The sequence below is a fragment of the Solirubrobacter soli DSM 22325 genome (assembly GCF_000423665.1).
Lineage (GTDB): Bacteria > Actinomycetota > Thermoleophilia > Solirubrobacterales > Solirubrobacteraceae > Solirubrobacter > Solirubrobacter soli.
Genome location: NZ_AUIK01000008.1, coordinates 262,724 through 279,805, shown reverse-complemented (window position 1 = coordinate 279,805; position 17,082 = coordinate 262,724). Strand labels below are relative to the sequence as shown.

At 71.1% G+C, this 17,082-nt stretch carries 16 protein-coding genes; 10 read left to right on the top strand and 6 right to left on the bottom strand.

Going from position 1 to position 17,082, the window contains the following annotated elements:
• The first annotated feature begins 8 nt into the window (after positions 1-8).
• Genes G569_RS0105505 through G569_RS0105485 form a run of 5 tightly spaced genes read left to right on the top strand, consistent with a single transcriptional unit; the run spans position 9 to position 4,333 of the window.
• Positions 9-329, top strand: coding sequence for a DMT family transporter (locus tag G569_RS0105505; RefSeq protein ID WP_028062680.1), 321 nt, complete (start codon positions 9-11; stop codon positions 327-329).
• Entirely contained in the window at positions 310-816 is a 507-nt protein-coding gene (locus G569_RS45815; protein WP_037494802.1) for a TetR/AcrR family transcriptional regulator, read from the top strand. Before G569_RS0105505 ends, G569_RS45815 begins: the two co-directional genes overlap by 20 nt.
• A 56-nt stretch (positions 817-872) precedes the next feature.
• Positions 873-1,667: an electron transfer flavoprotein subunit beta/FixA family protein gene (locus G569_RS0105495; RefSeq protein WP_053225902.1), complete on the top strand. Its 795-nt coding sequence runs from the start codon at positions 873-875 to the stop codon at positions 1,665-1,667.
• Positions 1,664-2,632: an electron transfer flavoprotein subunit alpha/FixB family protein gene (locus G569_RS0105490; RefSeq protein WP_028062678.1), complete on the top strand. Its 969-nt coding sequence runs from the start codon at positions 1,664-1,666 to the stop codon at positions 2,630-2,632. The genes G569_RS0105495 and G569_RS0105490 overlap by 4 nt, the downstream gene beginning before the upstream one ends.
• 6 nt (positions 2,633-2,638) lie before the next feature.
• Entirely contained in the window at positions 2,639-4,333 is a 1,695-nt protein-coding gene (locus G569_RS0105485; RefSeq protein ID WP_028062677.1) for an electron transfer flavoprotein-ubiquinone oxidoreductase, read from the top strand.
• Here G569_RS0105485 and G569_RS62250 read toward each other — a convergent pair.
• A complete protein-coding gene (locus G569_RS62250; protein ID WP_157591837.1) occupies positions 4,326-6,647 on the bottom strand; it encodes a hypothetical protein in 2,322 nt (773 codons plus the stop codon). The genes G569_RS0105485 and G569_RS62250 overlap by 8 nt on opposite strands.
• A gap of 63 nt (positions 6,648-6,710) precedes the next feature.
• Here G569_RS62250 and hydA point away from each other — a divergent pair, with 63 nt between their 5' ends.
• Positions 6,711-8,096 carry a dihydropyrimidinase gene (gene hydA / locus G569_RS0105475; protein WP_028062676.1) on the top strand — a complete coding sequence of 462 codons (1,386 nt, stop codon included), beginning with the start codon at positions 6,711-6,713 and terminating at the stop codon, positions 8,094-8,096.
• Entirely contained in the window at positions 8,096-9,097 is a 1,002-nt protein-coding gene (locus G569_RS0105470) for a TIGR03842 family LLM class F420-dependent oxidoreductase (protein WP_028062675.1), read from the top strand. Before hydA ends, G569_RS0105470 begins: the two co-directional genes overlap by 1 nt.
• On the opposite strand, the gene G569_RS0105465 is transcribed toward G569_RS0105470, so the two are convergent.
• Positions 9,061-10,290, bottom strand: a complete 1,230-nt coding sequence (locus tag G569_RS0105465) for a Zn-dependent hydrolase (protein ID WP_028062674.1) — start codon at positions 10,288-10,290, stop codon at positions 9,061-9,063. The two genes, G569_RS0105470 and G569_RS0105465, sit on opposite strands and share 37 nt — an antisense overlap.
• 72 nt (positions 10,291-10,362) lie before the next feature.
• On the opposite strand from G569_RS0105465, the gene G569_RS57325 reads away from it, so the two are divergent.
• Positions 10,363-11,760, top strand: coding sequence for a serine/threonine-protein kinase (locus tag G569_RS57325; RefSeq protein WP_053225900.1), 1,398 nt, complete (start codon positions 10,363-10,365; stop codon positions 11,758-11,760).
• A complete protein-coding gene (locus G569_RS0105455) occupies positions 11,750-12,184 on the top strand; it encodes a YbjN domain-containing protein (protein ID WP_028062673.1) in 435 nt (144 codons plus the stop codon). Before G569_RS57325 ends, G569_RS0105455 begins: the two co-directional genes overlap by 11 nt.
• Here the strand turns inward: G569_RS0105455 and G569_RS0105450 are convergent.
• Genes G569_RS0105450 through G569_RS45785 form a run of 4 tightly spaced genes read right to left on the bottom strand, consistent with a single transcriptional unit; the run spans position 12,156 to position 15,852 of the window.
• Positions 12,156-12,929 (bottom strand): hypothetical protein, encoded by a 774-nt coding sequence (locus G569_RS0105450; RefSeq protein WP_028062672.1) that lies wholly within the window; start codon positions 12,927-12,929, stop codon positions 12,156-12,158. The genes G569_RS0105455 and G569_RS0105450 overlap by 29 nt on opposite strands.
• Positions 12,913-14,235 carry a serine/threonine protein kinase gene (locus G569_RS45790; RefSeq protein WP_064750281.1) on the bottom strand — a complete coding sequence of 441 codons (1,323 nt, stop codon included), beginning with the start codon at positions 14,233-14,235 and terminating at the stop codon, positions 12,913-12,915. The genes G569_RS0105450 and G569_RS45790 overlap by 17 nt, the downstream gene beginning before the upstream one ends.
• Positions 14,232-15,161 (bottom strand): PP2C family serine/threonine-protein phosphatase, encoded by a 930-nt coding sequence (locus G569_RS0105440; RefSeq protein ID WP_028062671.1) that lies wholly within the window; start codon positions 15,159-15,161, stop codon positions 14,232-14,234. The genes G569_RS45790 and G569_RS0105440 overlap by 4 nt, the downstream gene beginning before the upstream one ends.
• Positions 15,151-15,852, bottom strand: coding sequence for a vWA domain-containing protein (locus G569_RS45785; protein ID WP_037494793.1), 702 nt, complete (start codon positions 15,850-15,852; stop codon positions 15,151-15,153). The genes G569_RS0105440 and G569_RS45785 overlap by 11 nt, the downstream gene beginning before the upstream one ends.
• Before the next feature lie 108 nt (positions 15,853-15,960).
• Between G569_RS45785 and G569_RS62245 the strand changes: the two genes are divergently transcribed.
• A complete protein-coding gene (locus G569_RS62245; RefSeq protein ID WP_157591835.1) occupies positions 15,961-17,073 on the top strand; it encodes a hypothetical protein in 1,113 nt (370 codons plus the stop codon).
• The last annotated feature ends 9 nt before the right edge of the window (positions 17,074-17,082 follow it).

The following is a 17,082-nucleotide window of genomic DNA, read 5'->3' as shown; positions in this document are numbered from 1 at the left end:
TAAAGGACATGACCGCCATCTACCTCGCTCTCGCGATCGCCTCCGAAGTCATCGCCACCCTTGCTCTGAAGTCCTCCGAGGGGTTCTCCAAGCCCTTACCCGCGGCCATCGTGGTCGTCGGCTACGGCATCTCGTTCTGGCTGCTCGCGCTGGTGCTCAAGCACTTCAGCGTCGGGACGACCTACGCGATCTGGTCCGCGGTCGGCACCGCGGCGATCGCGATCATCGGCATCCTCGCCTACGGCGAGGGCGCGAACCTGCTCAAGGTCGCCTCGCTCGGGCTGATCATCCTGGGCGTCGTGGGGCTGAATGCCGCCGGCGCGCACTAGGGACAGGCTTCTCGACGCGGCCGGCGCCGTCGTCCTGCGCGACGGCGCGCAGGCGCTGACGCTCGACGCCGTCGCCGAGGAGGCCGAGGTCTCCAAGGGCGGCCTCCTCTACCACTTCAAGTCCAAGCGCGAGCTCGTCGAGGGGATGATCGAGCGCTGGATGGCCGAGTTCCAGCGCGAGATCGACGAGGCCGACCCGGCGTTCGTCCGCGGCTACGTAAAGTCCAGCGGGCCCGAGGGGAACGAGTTGGGCATGCTCGCGGCGCTGATCGGGGATCCGTCTCTGCTGGTGACAGTGCGGCGCCAATACGGGATCTGGCAGGATCGCGTCGAGCGCGAAGGGCGCGATCCGGTCGATGCCACGGTTGCCCGATTGGCCGCGGACGGGCTCTGGCTCGCCGAGCTCCTCGGCATGGGACCCCCCACGGGTGAGCTCCGCGAACGAGTCCTCCAACGTTTGTTGGCCCTGGCCGAACCACTGGATTGACTGGTCAGTCAACGCGCTAGCATGCCGAACGTTCGTTCTGAGATAGAGGTGACCGAGTGAAGATCTGCGTCCTGGTCAAAGAGGTGCCGGACGCCGCCGTCGAGAAGCGCATCAACGCGTCGACGGGGCGTCTGGACCGGAGCGGGGAGAAGAACCTCAACCCGTTCGACACGCACGCCATCGAGGCGGCGATGCAGCTCAAGGAGGGCGGCGCCCTCTCCATCGACGAGGTCGTGGCCGTCACGATGGGGCCGGAGAGCGCCAAGCGTGCGCTGACCAAGGCCGTCTCGCTGGGCGCGGACCGCTCGCTGCACCTCTCCGACGACGCGCTCGCGGGCTCGGACGTCAACGGCACCGGCTACGCCCTCGCCAAGGCGCTCGAGGCCGAGGCGCCGGACCTGGTCCTGCTCGGCCAGCAGTCCGATGACGGCGAGTGCTACACGATCGGCGCCGTCGTCGCCGACCACCTGCAGATGCCGAGCCTCACGCAGGTCATCAAGATCGACGTCGAGGACGGCGCCCTGCGCTGCGAGCGCCAGGCCGAGTACGGCTACGACACCGTCCAGGTCGAGCTCCCCGCGGTCATCTCCGTGGGCGACGCGATCAACGAGCCGCGCTACCCGTCGCTGAAGGCGATCATGGGCGCCAAGAAGAAGCCGCTCGAGACCAAGTCCGCGGCCGACGTGGGGATCGAGGCCGATCGTGTCGGCTACGACCACGCCCGCGCCCACTGCAGCGATTTCGCCGCGCCCCCGGCCAAGTCCGCCGGTCAGATCATCGAGGATGAGGACACCAACGAGACGGTCGAGAAGATCATCGCCTGGCTCGACGAGAGGAAGCTGCTGGCATGAGTGGGATCCTGGTCTACGCGCTGCACTACGACGGCGCGTTCAACAAGAACTCGCTCGGCGCGGTCTCCGAGGGTGCGAAGCTCGCCGCCGAGCTCGGTACCGAGTGCCATGCGATCGTCGTCGGCGAGGGCATCGGTGACGACCTCGCGAGCCAGCTCGGCAACTACGGCGCATCGAAGGTGTACCGCGTCGAGGGTCCCGAGGGCCTGGCGCAGCCGGTCGTCGACGCGATGGCGGCGGCGATCGAGGCCAACGACCTCGGCTACGCGCTCTTCGGCGGCGGCCTGCTCGGCTTCGAGATCGGCGCCGGCCTGGCCGCGCGCCTGGACGCCGGCGTCTGCATGGAGGTCACCAACGTCCGCGTCGAGGACTCAAAGCTGGTGGCCGAGCGCCCGATCCTGGGCGACTCGCAGATCTCGAGCGTCCACTACCGCTCCAAGGTCGGCGTGATCATCGGCCGCCTGAACGCGTTCGAGACCAAGGAGACCGGCGGCACCGCCACGGTCGAGGACCTCAACGTCGAGTTCAAGGCGCACAGCCTGAAGGCGAAGATGGTCCAGCGCGGCGAGCAGCGCGGCGCCGACGTCAACATCGAGGACGCCGACATCCTCGTCGCCGGCGGCCGCGGCCTCGGCAAGGCCGAGGGCTTCGAGGCGCTCGAGGAGCTCGCCGGCGCGCTCGGCGGCGCCGTCGCCGCCACCCGCGCGGTCGTCGACGCCGGCTGGTACTCCTACTCCGCCCAGATCGGCCAGACGGGCAAGACCGTCGCGCCGAAGCTGTACCTCGCGGCCGGCATCTCCGGCGCGATCCAGCACAAGGTGGGCATGCAGGCCTCCGAGAACATCGTGGCCATCAACAAGGACTCGAACGCCCCGATCTTCGAGTTCTCCGACCTCGGCATCGTCGGCGATCTCAACAAGATCGTGCCGAAGCTGACCGAGGCCGTGAAGGCGAAGAAGGGCTAACCGCATATGTCCGCCGCTCCCAGTCAGTTCCCGCCGCCGGTCGACTCGGCCAAGGAGTTCGTCGGGCCGCCGACGGACGCCGAGGACGAGCGCATCGAGGTCGGCGTCGCGATCGTGGGCGGCGGCCAGGCGGGCCTCGCCTGCGCGATCCGTCTGCTGCAGTTGCTCGAGGACGATCCCGAATTGACGGAGTCGCTCGGCGAGGTCCCCGTCGCGGTGATCGAGAAGGGCCGCGTCGCCGGAGCGCATCAGCTCTCCGGCGGCGTCATGAACCCGTCCGCGATCCGCACGCTGCTGCCCGACGACGACTCGTGGCCGCACTGGGGCGAAGTGAAGAACGAGACGGTGTACTTCTGCACGAAGCGGCGGGCGGTCCCGCTCAAGCCGACGCCGCCGCCGTTCCGCAACCACGGCAACTACGTGGTCAGCGTCGCCGAGCTCAACCGCTGGCTCGGCGAGAAGGCCGAGGAGATGGGCGCCTACGTCCTGTCCGAGACCGTCGGCGCGAAGCTGCTGGTCGAAGACCAGAAGGTCGTGGGCGTCCGCACGGGCGACAAGGGCCGTGACAAGTCCGGCGGCGAGAAGGGCAACTTCGAGCCGGGCTCGGACGTGATCGCCAAGGCCACGGTGCTGGCCGAGGGCAATTGGGGGCACCTGACGGGCGCGGCGCTGAAGGCGCTCGACCTCGCGCCGAAGGACCCGCAGGTGTGGGCGCTGGGCGTGAAGGAGGTCTGGGAGGTCCCCAAGTCCTTCGACAAGATCGTCCACACGCTCGGCTGGCCGCTGCGCTGGGGCGCGAAGTACAAGGAGTTCGGCGGCTCCTGGATCTACGGCATGAACCGCGAGGGCGAGACGCCGAAGGTGTCGATCGGGTTCGTGACCGGCCTCGACTACACCGACGCGCGCTTCTCCGTCCACGACGTGTTGCAGGAGTTCAAGCAGCACAAGCTCGTGCGAGGGATCCTCGAAGGCGGCGAGCGCAAGGCGTGGGGCGCGAAGGCGATCCCCGAGGGCGGCTACTGGGCGATGCCCACGCTGCACGCTCCCGGCATGGTCATCGCCGGCGACGCGGGCGGCATGGTCAACGTCCCCAAGCTCAAGGGCATCCACTACGCGATCGAGTCCGGGCGGCTCGCGGCGGAGACGATCTACCAGCAGCTCAAGAACCACTCGACGGACTTCTCCGGCTACGAGAAGGAGATCTACGCGTCCGAGATGGGCAAGGAGCTCTACCAGTCGCGCAACATGAAGCAGCCGTTCGCCAAGGGCCTGATCCTCGGCGGCGCGATCACCAACGCGATGGTGGTCACGAAGGGCCGCTTCCCAGGCGGGCACTGGGCGACGCACCGCGACAGCGAGGCGCCGCTGACGCTCACGGATCGCCACAAGAGCTATCCCAAGCCGGACGGCAAGTACACGTTCGACAAACTCTCCGGCGTCTTCCTCACCGGCAACGCGACCCGCGACGACGCGCCCTCGCACATCCGCATCCAGCAGCGGGTGCCGCGCGAGGTCGGCGAAGGCTGGGCGTGGATGTGCCCCGCGGGCGTGTACGAGGTCCCCGAGGACGCGCCGGAAGAGGGGATGATCGACCTGATCGTCAACCCCTCCAACTGCGTGCAGTGCGGCGCGATCACCGCCAAGGGCGGCCGCCTGACGCCCCCTGAGGGCGGCGACGGGCCGGTCTACCAGATCACCTGAGCGTGAGCGTCCTGGTCGCGATGACGCGGTGCGTCGTCGCGACCCGCAGCCGCACGCGCAGCTTCTTGGCCTTCGCGAGCTGACGCCGGCCGGACGCGCTGAGCTTGACCGTCACGGTGCGGCTCGTCCCGGCGGCCAACGTCACCTTGGCCGAGCCGACCGTGCGCGTGCCGGCGAGCAGCGTGAATGTGAGCGCGCACCGCGTCTGCGGCTCGCCGGCGCAGGCGGCGGTGGCGACGATGGCGCGCTTGGCCGGTCGGGCGGTCCGTAGCGACGCGACGGAGGGCGCCGGCTTCGAGGGGGTCGGCGTGGGTGACGCGGTGGGCCGCGGCGTGGGTGCGACGGTGGCCGCGGGAGAGGCGGTGGCCGTCGGCGCGGCGGTCGCGGTCGCGGTGGCAGTGGCCGTCGCGGTTGCGGTGGCTGTGGCGGTCGCTGTGGCCGTCGCGGTTGCGGTGGCTGTGGCCGCTGGCGTGGCGGTGGCCGTCGCGGTGGCGGTGGCCGTCGCCGCTGGCGTGGCGGTGGCCGTCGCCGTGGCGGTGGGCGTCGCGGTGGCCGTCGGGGTGGGCGATGCCGTCGGCGCCGGCTCGCCGTACGTCATGAGGTAGCCGGATGGGGAGACGGCCACGCACGTGTCGTTCGCGGCGCAGGAGAACGATGCCAGTCCGCCCGCGTCGTCGAACGGCGCCGGAGCGCTCCAGTTCGCGCCGTCATACGTGAGCGCGTTGCCCGACGCGTCGACCGCCATGCAGAACGCCGGCGAAGCACACGTGACGCGGGACCCCCAGCCGATGCTCTGCGGCGCGCTCCACACGCCGTCGCGGCCGGTCATCGCCCGTCCGAAGAGGTCCACGCCGACGCAGAAGCCCGGCTCCGGGCAGGAGATCGACGCGAGGGGGAGTTCGGAGCCGACCGCGACCGGCGCACTCCACTGCGAGCCGTCGAAGGTCGTGACGCCACCCTGGCGGCCGTTGGCGACGCAGTACGTCGCACTCGCGCAGGAGAAGGCCCCGGCGCCGCCTGACGCCGCGGCGCTCCACGTGCCGTTGCGACGCGCGACGAAGACCCCGTCGTACTGGTTGTACGACAGGCAGAACGACTCCGTCGGGCACGAGACGGCGGCGAGGTACAGGGTGCCGGTCGCCACCGGCGCGCTCCAGCGAGCGCCGTCGAACGTGACCGCGCCGCCGAGATGGTCGACCGCGACGCAGAACGTCGGCGAGGCGCACGAGACGGCCGTCGCCGGACGGTCCGGGTCGAAGATCTTCGTGGGCGGCGTCGCGCTGTGCCCGTCCCACGTGAGCGCGCGTCCATTCGCGTCGAGCACGGCGCAGAACGTCGCCGTCGGACAAGCGATCGAGGTCAGGTTCGCGCCCACCGCCTCCAGGTCGCTCCACTTGCCGCCGCTGAACGTCGTCGCCGTGCCGTTGCCGTCGACGATCGCGCAGAACGTCAGCGACGGGCACGAGATCCCTCCGGGGTGCTCGCCCGCGGGGACGTAGTAGTTCACATCGGCCCAATCGGGATCGCTCCACGCGCCGCTGCGATAGAAGGTCGCGAGACCGCTCGCGTTCACGGCGACGCAGGACCCGTCGAGCGGGCAGGCGACCGACGCCGTACCGAAGTAGTCGACCGGCCGCGGCAACCGCTTCTCCGTCCACTTCGAGCCGGTGAACACGGACGTGGTCGTCTCGCTTACGGCGACACAGAAGGACGCCGACGAGCAGGAGATCGCGCGCGCGTCGTTGCCGAGCACGGGCGTCCGCGCGCCCCACGTCCCGCCGGAGTACGTCACCACGCCGCCGCCGCGCTCGAGCGCGGCGCAGAACGACGAGGACGGGCACGAGACGGCGATCACGGAGCTCGCGCCTGTCGCCGCGCCGGCGCTCCAGCTCCCGTGGTCGAGCACGAACGCCTTGCCGTCGACGTCCAGCGCAAGGCAGAACGTCGTCGTCGGGCAGGAGAGTGCCGGGATCGAAGCGGCCCCGTCGATCACGCCCGCGGTCCACTTGCCGGCGGCAAGGGTCGCGACCGCCCCGTCCCGCCCGACCGCGGTGCACACTCCGGGTGCGGGGCAGGCCACGGTCTGCAGGATCGTGTGCTCGCCGACTCCGGCCGGTGTGCTCCAGCGTGCGCCGTCGTAGACCGAGGCGTTGGCGCCCCCGACGGCGGCACAGAACGTGGGAGACGGACACGACACCGAGGTCGTGACGAGCTGCGGCGCGATCAGCACCGGCGCGCTCCAGTGCGGAGCGGCTTGCGCAGCGTGTGTGAACGCGGTGAAGAACAGCGCGACGATCAGCAAGGCCCGACCCATGACCGCGAGGGTTATACCGGCTGCAGGCTCACCCGAATGGCCAGTTTCACTAGGGTTCCGAAGATGAGCCGTCTCATCCGGGGTGGGCGGGTCGTCACCGCCACCGACGCGTTCGACGCAGACGTGCTGATCGAGGGCGAGTCCATCGTCGCCATCGGCACCGGCCTGTCGGCCGACGAGGAGATCGACGCTTCCGGCTGCCTCGTGTTGCCGGGCCTGGTCGACAACCACACCCACCTCTCGATGCCGTTCGGCGGCACCTGGAGCTGCGAGGACTACAACACCGGCACGGCGTCGGCCGCGGCGGGCGGGACGACGGCGATCGTCGACTTCTGCATCCAGTACGTGGGCGGCTCGCTCAAGGACGCGCTCGCCGAGTGGCACGGGCGCGCAGACGGGCAGGCGCACATCGACTACGGCTTCCACTGCGCGATCACCGACGCGCGCCCCGAGGTCGTGGAGGAGATGGGGCAGTGCGTCGCCGACGGCGTGACCTCGTTCAAGGTCTTCATGGCCTACAAGGGCGCGCTGATGGTCGACGACGAGCAGTTCCTGGCGGTGCTCGAGCAGACGGGCAAGACCGGCGGCCTGGTCATGGTCCACTGCGAGAACGGCGACGCCGTGGTCCGCTACCAGAAGGAAGCGATGGAGGCGGGGAACACCGACCCCAAGTACCACGCGTGGTCGCGCCCGCCCGAGGTGGAGGGGGAGGCGACCGGGCGCGCGATCCGGCTCGCGGAGTGGACCAAGCGCCCGCTGTTCGTCGTGCACGTCACCTGCGAGGAGGCGGTGACCGAGATCCGCGCCGCGCGCGACCGCGGTCTACCGATTTTTGGTGAGACGTGCATCCAGTACCTCTACCTGACCGTCGACGACCTCGCTCGCCCGGGCTTCGAGGGCGCGAAGTACGTCTGCTCGCCGCCGCTGCGCGAGGAGCGCCACCAGGCCGTGCTCTACCAGGCGCTGCGCCAGGGCGCGCTGCAGGGCGTCTCGACCGACCACTGCCCGTTCAACTACAAAGAGCAGAAGGAGCTCGGGCTCGGGGACTTCACCAAGATCCCGAACGGGCTGCCCGCGATCGAGCACCGGCTGACGCTGCTGTATGACCGGTCCGTCCGCCCGGGCCACATGTCGGTGATCGACCTCGTGCGCCACGGCTCCTGGGGGCCGGCGCGGATCTTCGGGCTCGACAAGAAGGGAGCGCTCGCCCCCGGCTTCGACGCCGACGTCGTCGTGTTCGACCCTGAGGTCAAGCACACGATCAGCGCCGCCACGCACCAGATGGACGTCGACTACGACCCGTTCGAGGGCTGGGAGGTCCAAGGGCAGCCGCGCTTCGTGCTCTCGCGCGGGACCACGGTCGCCCAGGAGGGCAAGTCGATCTCCGAGCCGGGCCACGGCCGTTTCGTCAAGCGCTCGATCTTCGAGCCGGCCCTCCCGAACGCGTAATGCAATTCGGGGTCACCGTCCTCCCCGACCCGCCGTATCAGCGGTTGGTGGAGCTGATCGTCAAGGCCGAGTCCCTCGGCTTCAACTCCGGCTGGACCTACGACTCCCCGATCCTCTGGCAGGAGCCGTACCCGCTGATCACGCTGCTCGCGCGCGAGACGACCACGATGCGGATCGGCATGTGCGTGACCAACCCGGTCACCCGCGAGCCCCCGGTCACCGCGTCCGCCCACGCGACCCTCCAGGACATCTCCGGCGGCCGGATGGTCATGGGGATGGGGCGTGGCGACAGCGCCGTGCGCGTGATGGGCCGCCAGCCGACGAAGATCGCCGAGTTCGAGCGGCGCCTGAAGATGATCAAGGCCTTCATGAACGGGCAGCCGGTCGAGTACGAGGGCACCGAGATCCAGCTCAAGTGGGCGCAGGACAAGCCGGAGATCCCGCTCTATGTGGCCGCGTACGGGCCTCGCGCGCTGGGCGTCGCGGGGCGTGTCGGCGACGGCGTGATCATCCAGCTCGCCGACCCCACGATCATCGAGTGGACGATGGCCACGGCCCGCAAGGCGGCCGAGGAGGCGGGGCGCGATCCCGCGGCGCTGAAGTGCCTGGTGTGCGCACCGTCGAAGGTGAGCGACGACCTCCAGCAGGCGCGCGACGAGGTGCGCTGGTTCCCGGCGATGGTCGGCAACCACGTCGCCGACATCATCCGCGTCCACGGCGAGACGTCGGACATCCCGCATGAGCTGACCGACTACATCCGCAACCGCGACGCCTACGACTACAAGGACCACTCGCGGGTCGGCGCCGCCCATGGGTCGTTCGTCCCGGACGAGATCTGCGACCGCTTCTGCGTGATCGGCTCGGCCGCGCAGTGTGTGGAGAAGCTGCGCGGCCTGGAGGCGATCGGTGTGGACGAGTGGATCGTCTACCTGATGACCGAGGGCCAGGACGAGACCCTCGAGGCCTACGGCGCGGAGATCATCCCCGCGGTCAACTCGTAGAGCCGGCCATAGGCGCGGAGGGCGACGCGCAGGTCGTCCTCCGGCGTGTCCTCGCTCGGGTTGTGGCTGACGCCGTCGGTCGAGCTCGAAAAGACCATCACCGTCGGGTAGCGGCGGGCGACCTCGGCGGCGTCGTGCAGCGCGCCGGACGGCAGCCGCGGCGGATCCTCGTCGCCGGTGATCTCGCCCACGGCCTGCGCGGCGAGGTCGACCAACTGCGCGTCGAACGGGATCGGGTCGATCTGCCAGATTCGCGTCCACTCGACCTCGCAGCCTTCCTCGGACGCGATCTTCGACGCGGCCTCCTTCACATCCGCGAGCATGTCGCGCAGCTGTTCGGGCTTGAAGGCGCGCTGGTCGAGCGTGACCTCGCACACCTGGTTGATGATCGTCGGGATGCCGGGCTCGGCGGTGACGGTGCCGATCGTCGCCACGCCGCCGCGGGCGATGGCCGATTCCCGCGCCGCAAGGCCGAAGCGACCGGCCGCGAGGAACGCGTCGCGGCGCAGGTTCATCGGCGTCGAGCCCGCGTGGCTGGACTTGCCGGTGAACCGGATGGCGTGGCGCTCGACGCCGAAGCAGCCGATCACCGCCGCGGCGGGCTTGCCGGCCTCCTCCAGGCGCGGGCCCTGCTCGATGTGCAGCTCGAGGTAGGCGGCGATCTCCGGCAGTTCGGCCTGGCCCATCGTGTCCAGGTCGACGTCGTTCTCCTTCAGCGCGTCCGGCAAGGCCACGCCCTGGTTGTCCTTGAGGTGGCGGACCGCGTCGGGGTCCAAGGTCCCAGCCGCGGCGCTCGAGCCCAGCAGCGAACGGCCGAACCGCGCGCCCTCCTCGTCGGCCCAGTCGACCAGCTTCAGCGTCACCGCGGGCGTCTCGCCCTTGTGGCCGCGCAGCACCTCGACCGCCGCCATCACGCCCAGGCAGCCGTCGAGCCACCCGCCGTGCGGCACCGCGTCGATGTGCGAGCCGACCACGACGATCTTGTCGCTCTCACCCGGGATCGTCGCCCACAGGTTCCCCGCGATGTCGCGCTCGACGGTCGCGTCGGTCTCGGCCAGCTTGCCGAGCAGCCATTCGCGCGCGCCGCGCCAGTCCTCGCTCCACGCCAGCCGGCGCGACCCGTCCGGCCCGCCGGTCAGCTCCCGCAGCTCGTGCAGGTCTCGGAGCGGCCGCTCCCAGTCGAAGTCAGGCATGTGCGGGACGATAAACCTGGCCGCGTCCGGATCGGGTAGGTCAAACGCTCACGATCCACGTAGCATTGCGCCATGAGTGGCGAGATCGCGATCGGCTCGATGCTGGGTGGATACCGCATCGACTCGCTGCTCGGCAACGGGGGGATGGGGGTGGTCTACCGCGCGACCGACGTCGCGCGCGCCCGGACCGTCGCCTTGAAGGTCGTCGACCCGCAGCACGCCGATGACGAGCGCTATCGCCGCCGCTTCCGGCAGGAGGCCAGCACGATCGCCAGGCTGGCGCACTCGAACATCATCCGGATCTGGGACACGGGGGAGGACGGCGGAGTCCTGTACCTGAGCATGGAGCTCATCGACGGTCCCGACCTCGGCATGCTGCTGCGCGAGGGAGCGTTGCCGGCGCCCCTCGCCGTCGAGCTGGTGTCCGACGTCGCTCAGGCGCTCGACCTCGCGCACGGCAGCGGGATCGTGCATCGCGACGTGAAGCCGCAGAACGTCCTCATGCGTCCTGGCGGCGATCGCCATGAGGCGGTCCTGACCGACTTCGGCCTCGCGAAGGTGTCGTCCGCCGATGGGTCGACCACCCAGGGCAACTTCGTCGGGACGCTGCCGTACGCCGCGCCCGAGCAGATCGCGGGCGTCGGCGTCGACGCGCGGACCGACGTCTACGCGCTCGGATGCCTGCTGTTCGAGACCGTCACAGCTCGCAGGCCGTTCGGCGGGACCCCGCTGGAGATGGCGCTCGCGCACATGACCGAGCCGGCGCCGCGGGTCAGCGAGAGCGTTCCCGACACGCCCGTGCTCCTCGATGACGTCGTCGTGCGCGCGATGAGCAAGGAGCGGTCCAAGCGCTTCCCGTCCGCGGGGGACTTCGCCCGGGCCGCGATCGCGGCCATCCAGGCGCGCACCGAGTTCCGCGCCGTCGGCGGCGTCGGGGTCGGCCGCGCGGCGGCCGCGGACGGAACGTCGCCCGAGCAGGCGGCCAAGCTCGAGACGGCGCCGGGGCTGCGCCTGGTGACCGGCGCGCTGCCTGACGCGAAGAGCGCCGCCGCCCGCGAACGGTCCCGCCAGCGGGACAGACGGCGGGCGATCGAGCGCGACCGCCATCGCGCGCACGCGCGACTCGTCCGCATCGCGCGCGCCGCGGGCGTGTCCCAGCGGCGCTGCGCGAACGTGGCCGGCAGCATGAGCCAGGGTGAGCGCCCCACCGCGATCGCCGTGTGCGCGGTGCGCGGCGACCGGGCGACGGACGTCGTGCTGCTGGTGACCAACCGTCGCGTGCTCTGGGTCGAGGAGGGCGCGGAGTCGCCCACCGGGACCATCGACGCGGCGGACCTCGCCGCGGTGCGCGCCGGGAGCACCTTGACCCTGACCACGCACGGCTCCGGACGCCACGCCTTTCACGCGTGGCGGCGCGACGCGTTCGCCGGCGTCGCGCGAGCAGCGAGGGAGCTGATCGATGCCGCCTGAGTTCGACACGCCCGCCCACGAGGAGATCTACCAGGTCGTCGAGGACTACCTGGTCGCGCTCGACCTGCCGTACCACAAGCGCAGCGAGCACACGATGTTCTCGCTCGCGCTCGCGCGCGACATGGCCGTGCACGTGATCGTGACCGGCTGGGGCGACGACGACGCGATGATCATCGTGCGTGCCTGGATCGTGCGGCCCGAGACGTTGAGCGCCGAGCTGCTGCTCTACCTGCTCGAGCGCAACTGCGCCCCGCGGCTCGGCGCGCTCGCCGTGGACCCCGACGGCGACGTGATGTTCCAGTACGTGCTCGGCGGGGCCGAGCTCGACAGCGGCGAGCTGCGCGACGCGGTCTACGCGGTCCAGCTCGGCGGCGCGCGCGCCCGGGACCGGATCCTCAGCCGGTTTGCGGGCCGGCCCCTGTGAGGTCGGCCGCGGCCCGGTGCGCCACGAGCTCGGCCACGCGTGACGCCGTGCCGGCCTCCAGGTCGGTGAAGCGCAGCGAGGTGCGCCCGAGGTGCAGGATGATCATCGGCGAGCCTTCCTCGGTCCAGCCGACGCGTTCGATCTCGTCGGCGGAACGCTCGTCGGCGCGCAGCTCGCCGGCCAGCTCGTGCGTCCACATCACCCGCTTGTCGGTCAGCATCAGCACGCCGTCCGGGCGCTGCCCGCCGGGCGGGCGGCAGCGACCCAGATAGCGCCAGTCCTCGCCGCTCTCGAGCAGCTCGGCCAACAGGTCGCAGGCGGCGACGCCGAGGTCCGCGCCGAACCGCCGGATCTCCTCGCGGACCGAATCGGTTCCCGGACGGCCGCCGTCGCGCTCGAGGAAGGCCGGCGCCGGCTCGGCCCGGACAGCGCCGCGCGCACCGAGCGCGAACGTCCAGGCGCCGACGGCGAACGCCGCCGCCTCACGCGTGAACCCGAGATCGCACATCCGCGTCACGAGCCGGTCCGTCTGCTCGGCCGTCCTCGTGGCGTGCGCGAGGTCGTGGGCGACGCGGTGGCGCGCGGCCACCGTCACCCACAGGATCTCCCGCACGCCGGCTCCCTGCGTGTGGTCGGCCAGGAGCGCCTCCAGCCGGCGCGGCTCCTCGTGGATCGCTGCGCCCTCCGCGCGGACGACCTCGCGCAGGATCTCCCAGAACGGATCGGCGTCAGGCGACGATCTCACCTCGCACGGAGCCGAAGCACGCGGTCCGCCCGGCGACGAGCCGCATCGTCTCCCCCGGGCCCACCAGTTGTTCGTCCCCGTCCGCGCCGACGAACGTCCAGCGCGCGTCGGTCCGGTTCTCGAGACCCCACAGGCCGGGACGCCGAGGGTGCTCCGCCACGGCGGCCACGACCTCCGAGTAGTCGTACCGGCGGCCGAAGTGGTGCGGATAGAGCTTCGCGTCCGGGGTGAGCAGGAACAGCGAGCGGCTGCCGGGCGCCGTCAACAGCATCCGCGGCGGGGGGTCGAGCCGGCTGCCGCACACGTAGCAGCGGCCCAGCGTTCCCTCCGTGTCGTAGACGTTCGAGCGCCCGCAGTCCGGGCACGGGAAGATCGCGTCGCGCAGGCTCGCCAGCGCGAGCTGCCACTCGCCCTCGCCCACCCGCGCCGTGGGGTCGCGCACACCCTCGGTGAACGCTTGCGTGAACAGCTCCCGCAGCGACGCCGGATAGATCTCCCAGAGCCGGATCGCGGCGTCCTGCTCCCCCGGCACCGGCCGATTGCGCGTGTCGTCGGGGTGGAAGATGAAGATCGGATCCTCGGCGAACAGCCTGAACATGGCGGCTGAGTCGAGGCAGTGGATGCCGCGTTCGAGGCGCCCTTCGAGCGGGTGGTGGTTGAAGAACAGGTGGAAGAGCAGCACGGCGAGGGACCAGAGGTCGCTGTACCGGCTCGGCCCGGCCTCGCGCAGGAGGATCTCGGGCGCGATGAACCGCGGGGTGCCGAACACCATCGACGGCTTGCCGTCGACCGAGACGTTGTCGTTGTCACAGATCGCGACGTCCCCGGTCCGCGGGTCCAGGAACGCGTTGCCGGAGGAGATGTCGCGGTACGCCAGACCGGCGCCGTGCAGCCGGCGGTAGCTGTCCGCGAGCTGGAACGCGGCGATGGCGAGCTGGGTCAGGCCCGGCTTGACGGCCCGCGTCAGGACCTCCGACAGTCCGTGGAAGCGCGGTTCTCGCAACGGCATCAGATAGCCGAACGGCTCGCCGTCGGTGGCGGGCGCGGCTCCGGTGGCCGTCGCGAGCGCCTCCGGCCACAGGAACCGCTCGTCGGGCGGTCCGCGGTGGACGAGCTCCAGCAGCGCATCCCACTGCGCCAGCGAGCTCCAGACCGAGAAGTACCACTTCAGCGCGGCCGGCCGGCCGTCGATCGTCGCCTCCCACACCTCGCCCTGCCCACCGGCGCCGAGCTGGCGCAGGACGCGCACCTCGCGCCGCTCGCCGTGGGTGTAGAGGCTGATGTCGTCCACCTTCTGACGGGTCACGGAACCCACTCCTTCCCGTGCCGGGACAGCCATGCGGCGACCACGGTCACGTCATCGCCCGAGCCCTGGGCGCTGTAGCGGCTCAGGACGGTCCTGAGGCGTTGCTCGACCGCCTCCACGCTCGACGTGGTCACGAGTTGGCCGACGGCGCGCACGAACTCCTCCATGCCGGAGCGCTCCTCGAACGAGCTGGCCAGTCCGTCGGTCGCGGCGATCACCAGCCGCGGCGTGTACTGCTCGGAGGGAACGACGACGACGCGCGCATGCCGCCACGCGTCGGGCATCACGAGCGACGTCGTCGTGGTGCCGACCAGCAGCGGATCGACGGGGAGCGGGAAGCGCACCTCGCCGCGATCGTCGATGAGCACGATGTCGCCGTCGCCGAGCTGGAAGTAGAGCGACCAGCCGTCGGCGACCAGCACGAACGCCAGCGTCGTGCCGTACTTGCGCAGGTGGCGCTCGAACTGCTCCTCGGACAGCTCGAACGCGGCCGCGCGCGCCTCGCCGTGCTCGGTGATCGGGACCGCGGCCACCGTCGCCGCGGTCGAGCGCCGGATGTGCGCGCTGACCTGCTCGCGCCACTGGCGGACGACGTGCCGCCGGAGCTGCTCCTCCGCCTCGTAGCGGAGCTCCCGCACCCGGGTCCGCGTGCCGGCGTCGCGCATCTGGTCGAGCACGTGCATCCCGGCCGAGCGCGCGACGTGGCAGGCGATCTCCGCGCCGTTGCGGCTGCGCGTGTACTCCGCGCTGCCGTGACCGTCCGCGATCGCCACGATGGTCTCGGTCTCCGTCGGCTGGTAGACCAGGCAGGCGTCCTGGTTGGGCTTGCCCGAGCGCCGGTGCGAGGCGCCGAGGATCGAGCACTTCGCGGCGCGCCAGGCGGGATGGGTGTCGAGCTCGGGCCGCGCCGCGCCGTCACCAGACATCGTTGCCGCCGGGGTCGTCGGGCAACTGCAGCGCGACGACCGGGCGTCGTCCGGCGCCAGGGACGATTTGCGATGCGGCGCCGCTCGCGGCCTTGACGGCGACCGTGGATGCCCAGCGGATGAACTCCGTGAGCTGATCGGAGTTGTTGGCCTCCAGGACGCGCCCGTTCGGGCCGACGAACTCGTGCAGCGTCTCGAGGTCGGCGTCGCGACCGATGGCGATCGCGACGCGGACGGCCTTCTGCGCCCACGCCTGCTGGTTGAGCCGTTCGAGGCCGTCCGGGAAGTTGTCCGTCGGCTGGCCGTCCGACACGAGCGCGAGCACCGGGGCGAGCGCCCGTTCGTCCATCGGCGGCATCCGCAGCTCGTCGGCGACGGTCGCGAGCGCCTGTCCCATCGGCGTCGTCGCGCCGGGAACCAGGTCGATCCATTGGAAGGCCTGGACGTCGACGGCCTCGTCGAACAGCCAGCGGACGCGCGAGCCGAACTCGAGCACGCGTATCAGGACCTGCGCGTTCGCGTTCTCTCTCGCAACGCGCCGCATGTGCGGGAGCGCCTCGCGAACCGCCGTGTTCAACGACTGGATCTTGCCCTCGAGCCCCATGGACCCCGACGTGTCGACCACCCAGAAGAAGTGCAGCGGACGAGCGGCGATCGGGATGTCGAACGGATCGGCTTGTGCGTGGGCCATCGCCGCCGACTGTAACTTCGGTCCCCCCCGGAACGCAAGAGACCCTCTCTTTCTAGAAATACGTTTTTTGTTCTGGAAACACTGCAAAGTTATGGTCGTCTCATCGCCATGAAACGCACAGCACACCGCGGTCTCGTCGCCTTGCTCGCGGCCGTCGCGGCGACCGTCGCCGCGGCGCCGTCCGCCTTGGCCGAGCCGCCTCAGTACCCCACTCCGATGCACAACCCGAACACGGTGCGGCTGATCGATGTTCCGCCGGTGATCGACGAGGGCGTCCTCGCGATGCTGGCGTCCGAGTTGCAGCGCGCCGCGGCTGCCGACGACCGGGTCGTCGTCCGCGCCAGCGGGTCGACCGGGCTGGCCGGACCGGTCGACCAGCGCGTCATCGACACGATCGCCCAGTTCTCCCAGCCGGGCCAGTGGGCCGTCGTCATCGCCCCCGCCGCGGGCGGCGGGACCCAAGGCGGCGGGGCCGCGGCGCTCTACGCGCTCGCTCCGACGCGGCTGACGCTGGCCGGCGGCAGGCTCACCCCGGTGCGGGACCAGGCGCTCTGGGCGCAGCTGCAGGGACAGGCGGGTGACTGCCAGGCCTGCCAGGAGCTCTCCGCGGGGCAGCCGGTCGGCGACCTGCAGGACGCCGGTGCGACCTTGGTGCGGACCCCAGAAGACCTGCTGCGCGCTGTCTCCACGTCCGCGGAACGCACGGTGCGCCTCAAGCTCTCCGAAGGCGACATGGCAGCGGTCGACGAGTGGCTGCGGCCGCCGAAGCCCACGCGCGCCACCCCGAAGGACGAGCCTGGCATCCCGACGCCGATCTCGATCCTGGCCGGCCTGGCCATCGGAGGACTCGTCGGCGCCGCGGGCGTCGCCGCCACCCGGCGGCGAGGAGACGGGCAGCCGTCTGGGGGCATTCCTCCCGCCGGCGGGACAGAGCGCCGGCCCCAGCCTCCGCCGCTTGCAGACTTCCCCGCCGCACCCGCGCTCGCCGTGAACCTCCCGCGGAGCCCCGCCGTGGTGCGCACCGAGCTCTACCCCGACGGCTACGTGGAGCTCGACGGGTTCCTGCGCCGTGTGCGGTGGGCACAGGACGGCGTCCCCGCGCCGGCACCCGGCCAGCCGGTCGACGTCGTCGAGGGGCCCCAGCGCGAGCTCTTCGCGCTCGCCGCGCCCGCGCGTCACCGCACCACGCGATCACAACAGCGAACTTCCAGGATGGAGTGAACCCCGCCG

Bases quoted from the DNA above. Each gene is read 5' to 3' on its own strand.
- G569_RS0105505 (WP_028062680.1), top strand. From the start codon at position 9: ATGACCGCCATCTACCTCGCTCTCGCGATCGCCTCCGAAGTCATCGCC.
- G569_RS45815 (WP_037494802.1), top strand. From the start codon at position 310: ATGCCGCCGGCGCGCACTAGGGACAGGCTTCTCGACGCGGCCGGCGCC.
- G569_RS0105490 (WP_028062678.1), top strand. From the start codon at position 1,664: ATGAGTGGGATCCTGGTCTACGCGCTGCACTACGACGGCGCGTTCAAC.
- G569_RS0105485 (WP_028062677.1), top strand. From the start codon at position 2,639: ATGTCCGCCGCTCCCAGTCAGTTCCCGCCGCCGGTCGACTCGGCCAAG.
- G569_RS62250 (WP_157591837.1), bottom strand. From the start codon at position 6,647: ATGGGTCGGGCCTTGCTGATCGTCGCGCTGTTCTTCACCGCGTTCACA.
- hydA (WP_028062676.1), top strand. From the start codon at position 6,711: ATGAGCCGTCTCATCCGGGGTGGGCGGGTCGTCACCGCCACCGACGCG.
- G569_RS0105470 (WP_028062675.1), top strand. From the start codon at position 8,096: ATGCAATTCGGGGTCACCGTCCTCCCCGACCCGCCGTATCAGCGGTTG.
- G569_RS0105465 (WP_028062674.1), bottom strand. From the start codon at position 10,290: ATGCCTGACTTCGACTGGGAGCGGCCGCTCCGAGACCTGCACGAGCTG.
- G569_RS57325 (WP_053225900.1), top strand. From the start codon at position 10,363: ATGAGTGGCGAGATCGCGATCGGCTCGATGCTGGGTGGATACCGCATC.
- G569_RS0105455 (WP_028062673.1), top strand. From the start codon at position 11,750: ATGCCGCCTGAGTTCGACACGCCCGCCCACGAGGAGATCTACCAGGTC.
- G569_RS0105440 (WP_028062671.1), bottom strand. From the start codon at position 15,161: ATGTCTGGTGACGGCGCGGCGCGGCCCGAGCTCGACACCCATCCCGCC.
- G569_RS45785 (WP_037494793.1), bottom strand. From the start codon at position 15,852: ATGGCCCACGCACAAGCCGATCCGTTCGACATCCCGATCGCCGCTCGT.
- G569_RS62245 (WP_157591835.1), top strand. From the start codon at position 15,961: ATGAAACGCACAGCACACCGCGGTCTCGTCGCCTTGCTCGCGGCCGTC.